The sequence below is a fragment of the Mesorhizobium sp. B3-1-8 genome (assembly GCF_006439495.1).
Classification (GTDB): domain Bacteria; phylum Pseudomonadota; class Alphaproteobacteria; order Rhizobiales; family Rhizobiaceae; genus Mesorhizobium.
The window spans coordinates 1-6,470 of the sequence record NZ_VFTK01000074.1 but is presented as its reverse complement, the minus strand read 5'-3'; the positions used below and the strand labels follow the sequence as shown (position 1 = coordinate 6,470).

General features: G+C 64.8%; 11 protein-coding genes. 6 read left to right on the top strand and 5 right to left on the bottom strand.

What is annotated here, in order from left to right:
* Positions 1-55: 55 nt before the first annotated feature.
* Genes FJ424_RS33175 through FJ424_RS33165 form a run of 3 tightly spaced genes read right to left on the bottom strand, consistent with a single transcriptional unit; the run spans position 56 to position 1,464 of the window.
* Positions 56-619: a terminase family protein gene (locus tag FJ424_RS33175; RefSeq protein WP_246677427.1), complete on the bottom strand. Its 564-nt coding sequence runs from the start codon at positions 617-619 to the stop codon at positions 56-58.
* 40 nt (positions 620-659) lie between these two features.
* Positions 660-1,103 carry a hypothetical protein gene (locus FJ424_RS33170; RefSeq protein ID WP_246677426.1) on the bottom strand — a complete coding sequence of 148 codons (444 nt, stop codon included), beginning with the start codon at positions 1,101-1,103 and terminating at the stop codon, positions 660-662.
* Positions 1,096-1,464 carry a hypothetical protein gene (locus FJ424_RS33165; protein WP_140651963.1) on the bottom strand — a complete coding sequence of 123 codons (369 nt, stop codon included), beginning with the start codon at positions 1,462-1,464 and terminating at the stop codon, positions 1,096-1,098. Before FJ424_RS33165 ends, FJ424_RS33170 begins: the two co-directional genes overlap by 8 nt.
* 346 nt (positions 1,465-1,810) lie before the next feature.
* Between FJ424_RS33165 and FJ424_RS33160 the strand changes: the two genes are divergently transcribed.
* From FJ424_RS33160 to FJ424_RS33145, 4 genes are all read left to right on the top strand, one after another.
* Complete coding sequence (locus FJ424_RS33160) at positions 1,811-2,131, top strand: hypothetical protein (RefSeq protein ID WP_140651965.1); 321 nt, start codon at positions 1,811-1,813, stop codon at positions 2,129-2,131.
* 125 nt (positions 2,132-2,256) lie between these two features.
* Complete coding sequence (locus tag FJ424_RS33155; protein ID WP_140651966.1) at positions 2,257-2,712, top strand: hypothetical protein; 456 nt, start codon at positions 2,257-2,259, stop codon at positions 2,710-2,712.
* 236 nt (positions 2,713-2,948) lie between these two features.
* Entirely contained in the window at positions 2,949-3,218 is a 270-nt protein-coding gene (locus tag FJ424_RS33150) for a hypothetical protein (protein ID WP_140651968.1), read from the top strand.
* 76 nt (positions 3,219-3,294) lie between these two features.
* Positions 3,295-3,600 carry a hypothetical protein gene (locus FJ424_RS33145; RefSeq protein WP_140651970.1) on the top strand — a complete coding sequence of 102 codons (306 nt, stop codon included), beginning with the start codon at positions 3,295-3,297 and terminating at the stop codon, positions 3,598-3,600.
* 93 nt (positions 3,601-3,693) lie between these two features.
* On the opposite strand, the gene FJ424_RS33140 is transcribed toward FJ424_RS33145, so the two are convergent.
* Complete coding sequence (locus FJ424_RS33140) at positions 3,694-4,116, bottom strand: DoxX family protein (RefSeq protein ID WP_140640953.1); 423 nt, start codon at positions 4,114-4,116, stop codon at positions 3,694-3,696.
* A gap of 279 nt (positions 4,117-4,395) precedes the next feature.
* Positions 4,396-5,136, bottom strand: coding sequence for a tryptophan 2,3-dioxygenase family protein (locus tag FJ424_RS33135; RefSeq protein WP_140651972.1), 741 nt, complete (start codon positions 5,134-5,136; stop codon positions 4,396-4,398).
* A 142-nt stretch (positions 5,137-5,278) separates the two neighbouring features.
* On the opposite strand from FJ424_RS33135, the gene FJ424_RS33130 reads away from it, so the two are divergent.
* Entirely contained in the window at positions 5,279-5,746 is a 468-nt protein-coding gene (locus tag FJ424_RS33130; RefSeq protein ID WP_140651974.1) for an Lrp/AsnC family transcriptional regulator, read from the top strand.
* Positions 5,747-6,068: 322 nt separating this feature from the next.
* On the top strand, positions 6,069-6,470 hold a 402-nt coding region (locus tag FJ424_RS33125), incomplete at its 3' end, for a hypothetical protein (RefSeq protein ID WP_181183378.1).

Genomic DNA, 6,470 nt, shown 5'->3' with positions numbered 1-6,470 from the left:
TGCGGCGAACGCATCATAGGGGAGAAACTGTTACCTATGTATCCGGTTCAAAGTGTTACCCATCTATCGGCTGGACAAAGCCTTGAACCGCCTCCGCGCTCAAAAACCTGAGCACCACATCGCTCATCCCCAACAGCGGCGTGAACGTCACGATCGTTATGCCGTCGGTCGCGTTGGTGCGGGTGAGGCCCTCCGAATAAATATCCAGCGGCGGTTCCTCGTCGAACCAGACGCCGTGCAGGGTCTCGCCCTGCCATTTCTCGCGACCCTTTTCGTAACTCTTGAAGGAGAGCACGCTTTCGCCGGCCTGCACGTCGCCGCCACCGCCCCAGCGCACGACGACGCTGTCCAGCGCTCCCGGCGCGCCGCGCCCCATCACCGTGTCGGCAATGGCATTGGCCGGGATCATGCCGGTGCCCCATTCTGCCTGTTGCTGCGGCGGGCCGACCAGCACGCGCTGCGGGTTGTCGCGCGTGCCTTCGCCGGTGACGCCGGCGGCCCAGAGCCTGACGGGCTGGTCGAACACCTTGCCCACCCACCAGTCCGGATAGCGGCCGGTGAGATGCATGGCCCATTCCGCGCCCCCTGCCCTGGTCTTGCCGAGCTGGTTGCCGGCCATGAACAGGCGCTCGCGGTTCGTTGCCCCTGCCGCGTGAAAATCAGCCTGCCGATTGTACGGCGCGTAGGCCTGAAGAAGATTGCGGCGACGGCGTCGGTCCATCTCCTCGAGCAGCGCCAGATAGGTTTGCATCACTGTCGAGGAGCGGCCGGACGTTCGCCTCGAGGCCGCGGATGCGCCTGCGGATCTCCTCATCGCTCAACTGCCCGAGACTGTTTTGATTGGCATCGGCACTTTCCGAAAAATCCTTGGGCAGCATCGTCAGCACGACCTTCAGATACTGCTCCGGTTTTTCGGCCCGCACCGCGGCGATGACGCCGGCGCCATGGGCGCGGAAGTCGGCGCGAAGGGCTGCCGCGAAATCGTCGACGAGCGTTTTTCGCGGGCGCTTCGGGCGAGTGGCCAGAGCGGCCCCGGCTTGGGGGCCCTTCGGCTTTCGGCTTGCCCGCTTCGCGCCGGCGCGGCGCCTGCTTTCGTCAGCCATGGGTGGCCGCTTGCGATGGCGCGGCTTTCGCCGCCTTGACCTTGCGGACCTTGCGCGCTGGTTTCCTGCGTGGCCTGGCGCTGGCCTGCTTGGTGGCCCGGGCATCGGCGGCCGGCGCGGTCATTGCTTTCAGCTTCGCCGTCACCGCGCGGACGGAGGACGGGCCGAGGTCCTGGCGCGGAAAACCGAAACCGGCGACGGCCTCATCAGGGCCACCGCGAACCATGCCGATGCGCACGCCTGGCGCGACCTGCTCGACACGGCCTGAGCCGCGCGGCAGGCTCGACCCCTCGAATTCGCCGATGGCGCTGACGATCTCAGCGCCGTCATCGGCGGTGACGATGGTGGCATAGCGTGGCATCTGGGCCTCAGGCAAAAATGTTGAAAGCGCCGCAGGACAGAGAGGGCGTCCGCCAGCGCTTCGAAAGAATGGATGGCGCGAAAAACAAAAAATCCGCCGGGCGGCGGGTCGTTGGCGCAAATCAGCACCATGGACAAAATAGTAGCATAGCTGCCTTCACCGGGCAATAGCTTCTAGGTACATTTTCCTACATTCCTCAAAATCGCAGCGCCCGGCGCGCCACACCCATAAATTGAAACGCCGGGCCAGATTACAACAAATTTTGTCGGAACCAACCTTGGTCCGACGGGTTCCATCCTTAGTCGCAACGTGACGGACGACCGTCTCGCAACAGAGGAGAAAGATCATGCTTACGAAGATTTTTGCAGCTTCGGCGCTGACCATCGGCCTCGCCACGGCGGCGATGGCCCAGACCGCCGGCACTGCCGGAAATGAGGGTGGCGGCAGCGGTCAGACGATCACCGTCGACCCGAAGACGCCGGGCAGCCCGCCGCCCGACCAGGCCGCGCCCGATACGGGCACGACGGGCAGCGTCACCGGCGGCGACATGAATTCAAACGCCGACAAGAACTGCCCGAGCAGTCCGCAAGGCGCGGTGGGCGATGCCAACAACAGCACCGCCGGGACGATGCAGCCGAACGTTAACGACAAGAACTGCGGCAAGTAAGGGCATCGGGCTTGCAGCGCAGGGCCGTGGAGCACGCTCCGCGGTCCCGGTGTTTTGGCCGGGCGGCGCGCTCGCGGGAACAATGAGGCGTGATGGCCGTTCCAGGAGGCAAAAAGGAGAGACCGATGGCAGACAATGACACCAGCACTACCAATTCAGCCAACGGCAACGTGAAAGCCACCGCCGCGCGCAACCGTCCCGCGTCGCGTAGCAGCGCGCGTGCCACGCGTGCATCGGAAGACGCGATGAAGAAGCAGATCGCCGAGTTGAAGCGCGAGGTGAACCGTCTGAACCGCGCGCTTTCCGAACAGGCCGAGGAGGCCGCCGAGACTGCGCATGGCTGGTACCGAGGCGCGGCCGACCGCGCTTCGAACCTCTACAGCGGCGCCTCCGACCGCGCGTCGCGCGCCGCAAGCCAGTTGCGCAGCCAGGCGCATAGCGTTTCGGAAACGGTGCAGCAGAACCCCGGCGCCTTCTCGACCGCGATGTTGATCGGCGGCCTGGTCGGCTTGCTGGCCGGCATGGCAATCAGCAGGAATTCCGATCCAGACCCGGATTGGCTGCATCGCTGGCACAGGTAGACATTTTCGGTCCGGCCGCACCAGCCGCGACCGTCCAAAGTAGTAGTGAGCGCAGGCTGCTTGCGACGGCCGCGCGGAAAGGAAGGCCGGGCTATTGCGCCCGGCCCTTTCTTTCCAGGCCTCTTTCGTTTCAAAATTGTGCCTTGCCGCTCTCTTGCTGTGACCGGTTGTCCCCCCGGGCTGGTCATTAGCCGGAGCTTATGGGATCATTCCCCAAGGGAATCGCGGAGAGCGGCATGGACAGACCTGCCATGGCATCCGTCTTTCGGATGCGGCATGTACCTGCAAGCATTTCGGGCGTTCGCAGCCTTGGCCGAGGCCAAGCCGATCCGATCTTCCATTCGAGACCACTCGGCGAAGCGATCCGCTTCATCGCCCAGGCCGAGGGCCAATACGACCTCAGCGCCGTCGCCATCTTCTATGGCGACCGCCAGACGCCGCCGCTTGGCAACCGCGAGATCAGGCAGCTCTGGAGCGAATATGGCGAGCGGTGGATGGAGGCCTGAACCGCGCCAGCTTTCCCCGTCCGGATCGGAAACGCCCCTCATGCGTTCTTGAGGCGAGGTCAATGGGAGGAACGCCATGAACGTCGCCAATCTTCAGCTCGAGGGCCTGCTGATGGCTGTCGCTGCAATCAACCATGTGCTCGTCAAGAAAGGCGTGCTGAGCGTCGAGGAGATCGACATCGCGCTGCGCAAGGCCGAAGCCGGCGAGACCGGCGAGGAGCGCTCGGAAGCGATCTCGGCATCGAACCGCGACGCCATCAATTTCCCGATCCGCCTGCTCGAACTCGCCAACCAATGCCAGCCGGAAGCGGACATGCCGTCCTTCTCCAAGCTGGCCCGCATGGTCGGGCAGATGAAGGAGCCGTATAACGACCAGATGTGAGGCTGTGGGAGTGCGCCTTGCCTGGAGATGCAGGCACCGCCCCCCATCCGCCCTTCGGGCACCTTCTCCCCGTAGAACGGGGAGAAGGAAGGGTCATGCCCGGCCCGGCCAGCCCTGCTTGAGCGCGAGCACGCTGCCCGGGCCGTGGACCGCGGCGTAGAGCAGGCCGGCGGCGAATGGGAAATGCGACATGAAGGCGCCGAACTCGGCCTGGTCCGCCGTCCAGTGTGACGGGCCGTGAAAGGCAAAGCCGAGGAAGACGACATAAACCGCGCCGATCAGCGCCAGCGGCGTCATGAAGGCGCCGGTCAGGAAGGCGATTACCAGCAGCGTTTCAAGGATCGCCGCGCACCAGGCGAGGAACAGGGGGAACGGGAAGCCGGCGGCGGCGATGTAGCCGGCCGTGGCGCCCATATCCATCAGCTTGAAGGCGACGCCCATGGCGAACATGGCGGCGAAGATCAGGCGGGCGACGAGAATGGCGGCGGTCTGCCAGGTCGATTGCGTTTCCACGATGTTCCTCCGGGTTTGTCTGTTGATGCCCCAAGGACGGGCGGAGGGAGATGGTTCCGACAGGGATGGAGAAAATTGTTTGGAGCGCCCTTTTCCTCGCCCCTGCCGCAGGCGGGGAGAGGTGGCGCGGCGAAGCCGCGACGGAGAGGGGCGACGCCGGCGGCCGCAGCATGAACGCCACGCGACGAGCCCTTCCCGCCAACTGTGCGCTCTACGAGGGCCCCTCTCCGGCCGCTACGCGGCGACCTCTCCCCCCGCTTCGCGCGGGGCGAGGAAAAAGGCTCAGCCCGGACGGCTGATCGATTCCCGCACGGTGCCGTATTCGGCGCCCCAGCGATCGGTCATGTCGCAGCGTATGTCCCACAGCTCGGGGAAGAAGCGGTGGCGGGCGCCGCCTTCGAGGATTTCCACCGGCCGGCCCTTCAGCGACTTCGCGCCGAGCCCGATCGAGCGGTGGATCAGATAGAGGTGATTGGCGCGGAATTTCTGGAACAGCTCGTCGAATTCGATCAGCGCCTCGGCCACGACGTAAGCATCGCCGTGGTCGTAATGCTCGTCATAGATGTCCTGCACGGTCAGCCCGCGGCCGTCGAGATAAGCATGTTTGAAGGCCCGCCAAAGATCCGGCGGCAGGCGCAGCAAAAGCTTGAAGCCCGGCGATTCCTGGCCGCTGCCATTGCCGAGCTGCAGGCGGATCTGCTGGTACTCCTTGGGCGACATGGTCTCCAGGAGATCGAGCTGCGCCGTCATCATGCGCATCAGCCGGTGGACGCGACCCATCAGCGTGACGATGCGGTGCGTGTCCTGCCTCTCCAGATAGTCGAGGACATCGACCAGCGTGTAGGCGATGAGCTTCATCCACATTTCCTCGACCTGGTGCACGATCTGGAACTGCAGTTCGTCGGCGTTGACCATGTCGGCAAGCGGCTTCTGGCAGGCGAGCAGCTTGTCGCATTGCAGATAGACACCGTAGTCGCGCATCTCGGGCGCCTCGATGCGGGCGTGGTAGTCGGATTTGTCCATGGCGCAGCCTCCTCGCAGGCGGGGTTTTCGACCGTGCGGCAAGGATAGCGCTTTGTGCTTGAACATTGTTCCTTTCTGTTATCCAAATGGCGTGAAATGAAGGACGATTTTACATCATTCTTGCCATATCGGAGAACGATCGATGCTGGATGCTCTCGACCGTAGAATAGTGGCAGCGCTCGAGCGCGACGCGCGCCTCTCTTTCGGCGAGCTGGCCGAGGAAGTGGGCCTGAGCAAGACGCCATGCTGGAAACGGGTGAAGGCACTGGAAGAGGCCGGCGTCATCCGCGGCTATTCCACCCGTGTCGATCCCGCTTCGATCGGCTTCGGCATCGAGGCCTTCATCCAGGTGTCGATCGACTTCGAAGTGTCGGACGCCTTCGAGGCGGCGGTGAGGAAACACCCGCTGATCCGCCGCTGCTACGCCACGACCGGCGAGGCCGACTATCTCCTGCAGATCGTCACCGTCGACATGAGGGCGCTGGACAGGATGCTGCGCGAGGAGCTCAGCCGGCTGCCTGGCGTTCGCCGCACCGTCACCTCGATGGCGATGCGCGAGATCAAGGGCGACATCTCGTTCGCCGAGGCGGCGGCGCGTGCGTCGCTTTAGGAGCTGCAAGGTGATTTGAGGCCTCGGCGGCCCTCCCAAACCGAACCGCGAATGCCAGCCGCACGGGCACCGCGCCGGACGCTGACTTTTTCTGGCATGGTCGAAGAACGCGCGCCGAACCGGTCTATAAGTCGGGATCGGGGGTATGCGGGTGGCTGATATCATCTCAAGCAGAATCGGGGCGGAGCCTGTCTTGTCGGCTGGGCGTCCGCGGTTTTTCACATCGACGGCGAATGCCGACATCGCGCGCCCCATCTTCCCACAACTCAGAAGCAATTCGGCAGCGGTGCTGCTCGCATCGACCATGCTGCTGGCGACGGCCATGGCAACCCACGCCGCGTCGGTCCTGTCGGAGCCGCGGGACGGAGTCCACCGGTCGATGGACCCGGCTGCGCTCATCCAGGACGCCAACCGCGCTCTTCTGGCTCAGACCGCAGGGGGCAACGGCGGAAATGGTGGCAATGGGGGGAATGGCGGTAACGGCGGCAATGGAGGGAATGGTGGCAACGGTGGCGCCGGCAACGGCGGCTCCGGCGGGAATGGCGGCGACGGTGGCGCCGGAAATGGCGGCTCCGGCGGGAATGGCGGCGACGGCGGCAACGGTGGCGCCGGCAATGGCGGCTCCGCCGGGAATGGCGGCAACGGTGGCACTGGCAATGGTGGAACCGGCGGCAACGGTGGAACCGGCAAAGGAGGCTACGGCGGCAATGCCGGCGCCGGCTGC